2 protein-coding genes are annotated in these 2,382 nt (G+C 57.1%); both read right to left on the reverse strand.

Translation table 11 applies throughout. The features are described from left to right. Positions 1-866 (reverse strand): amino acid ABC transporter permease (locus EN750_RS29680; RefSeq protein ID WP_245482847.1); only part of this gene is annotated, 866 nt, incomplete at its 3' end. A 537-nt stretch (positions 867-1,403) separates the two neighbouring features. Continuing rightward, on the reverse strand, positions 1,404-2,375 hold the full coding sequence (locus tag EN750_RS29690) for a molybdopterin-dependent oxidoreductase (protein WP_127398871.1): 972 nt from the start codon (positions 2,373-2,375) through the stop codon (positions 1,404-1,406). Between the last annotated feature and the right edge of the window lie 7 nt (positions 2,376-2,382).

Consider the following 2,382-nt stretch of genomic DNA (forward strand, 5'->3'; position numbering starts at 1 on the left):
TGGTGCCTGGTCTCATCTCGCGAGTAGTAGCGCTCGAGGTAGTATTGTCCGATCGACATCACGGAGACGACGGCCAGATACCAGAATGTCACCACCAGCAGGAGCGGCATCGTCTCGAACGTGCGGGCGTAGATCGACTGCGCCGAGTACAGCAGATCGCCCACGGCGATGATGCTCACAAGAGATGTCGTCTTGAGAAGATTGACCGTCTCGTTTCCCGTCGGCGGGATTATCATCCGCATCGCTTGCGGCAATATGATGCGACGGAGCGAGAGACCGGGGTTCATGCCAAGGCAGGCCGCAGCTTCGCCTTGGCCAGGGCTCACGGATTTCAACCCCCCCCGCACGATCTCCGCCATGTATCCGCTTTCGTGAAGGGACAGGGCGACGACCGCGGCGACCATGGGCGTCATTACATCGTTTGTGGAAACGGAAAAAACCGTGCCGTAGCCAGGCACCCAAAGGCTGAAGTTCTTGATGACCAAGGACAGATTGTACCAGAGAACGAGCTGGACCAGCGCCGGAGCACCCCTGAACAGCCATACAAATGCCTTTGCGGGAATGGAAAGTAGCTTGCTCGGCGAAAGCATCATCAGAGCGGCGATCGTCCCGCCGACAATCGCCAAGACCATGACGATGAACGTCAGCGAGATTGTCTGTCCCAGCCCGTTCATGATCAACGGATTGAACAGGTAGGTGGCAACCACTGGCCATTGGAAGTTCGGGTTGAAGATAGCCGATCGCACTATAAGAAGTACGCCGACGATGACGAGCACAACGGCTGCCAGCCGCCAGGGATGCCCCAGGGGCACCACAGTCAGCGCGTTTGGGTCAATCTGCTGTTGACTTTCTTCCTTCACAGTCACTGGCGGTCCTCCATTGTAAATGGCACCTTCCCTTGCCAAGCGGCGGCGCTGTAGATTGCATTTTGCGATTGTTCGGGCCAACCGAGAGATCTCGCAGCCATCCCGCCATCCACCGACCGGGCGGCGCGTAAAGGCATTGTGTTTCTCTTTTTCATTAGCCAGTGAACGTTGAAGCAAGGCTTGAGATTGATCAAATTGATAATATGCATGAGAGTAATGAGCAGCAATCATACTGCTGCATGGGATGGCGCGCGCAATGTAAACGACAAGGCCCCACACCTACGTCAGTCGGCATTGGCTTCATCCCGAGGCGGCCAGTTCCGTGGACCTCGCCATCGACAAGGTTCTACTGCTTCCTGGTTTGCTCAACCTGCTTCAAAGCGCGGCGAATCTCTCGATCGGCAAGGCTTGGCACTGGGGTCCCCCTAGCTAGAGCGTCGTTCGTGCTCGATAGAGGGATGATTGAGGGTCATGATTCGGATCCTGCAGAAATGCGAAGACTGGTGAGTTAGCCTCGGAGGTTAACTTGCCCAAATCTTATTTCGAGGCAACAACCTCAACCGAGTGCACGGCGTTTCTGGCATCAGACAGCGGCTGTCCTTCCCCAAGTTCGTTAGCGCACCGACACATCAAGATGTGTTTGCCTGATATCGGGGTCCACGGAAATTCGAACCGCTGCCAACTTCTACCCTCGCGCGGCCCGACCTTTGCAGTCTGCCAGGTGCCTCCACCATCCACACTGACCTCGACACGCGTTATCCGATGATCTCCCCAAGCCCAGCCCCATATCCCTGTGGGTATGCCAGCTTGCAATTGGTCCACAGGTGAGGGGGATACGATGACCGATTCCGGGGCGACACTCCAAACTGGCTTCGTGCCCGAAGGCGTGGGATCATTGTAGAAGCGTGTCGTATAAGCCCCGCTCGCCCGTCGCTCCGCAGCCGTGATCGAACCAATCCATTTCACAGAGTTTGTGCCGTACCACCCTGGCACAACCAGCCGAACCGGACCTCCGCGCTCGCAGGTGAGTGGCTGGCCGTTGATTTCCAGCGCCAAGAGCACTTCGTCGGCCAAGGCCTTGTCGATCGGTAGATCTTTTTGATAGGCGTCTTCAATGCCGGAGTACTCGCCCCACTCGAGTCCAGCCGTCCAGATGAAGGAGGCTTTGTCGCTAAGCCTGGCCTGTTCCAGAACAAGCGAGAGCGGCACCCCTTTCCAAACCACATTGCCAATCCGGCGCTTGGCCACTGTCGGCGCAAGAGGGCTGCCGGCGCATTCGTGAAATGACATGTACTCACGCTGCGGCATTGCCTGAAGATCCGCCAGACGCAACGTCATCGGATTCTCGACAAGACCGTTTATATTCAAATACCATTGCTCGGGGTCGATCTGCAGGAATCCCATATGGGTGACCAGAAACAGATCGTCTGCGGGCGTAATCCACGAGCCTAGCGCATGAACGCCTTCGGCGGGTCCTTGAAACGAGAAGCCGTTCCCGGCCATGTGCATGCCCGGG

The sequence above is a fragment of the Mesorhizobium sp. M7A.F.Ca.ET.027.03.2.1 genome (assembly GCF_003999175.1).
In the GTDB taxonomy this organism is placed as follows: domain Bacteria; phylum Pseudomonadota; class Alphaproteobacteria; order Rhizobiales; family Rhizobiaceae; genus Mesorhizobium.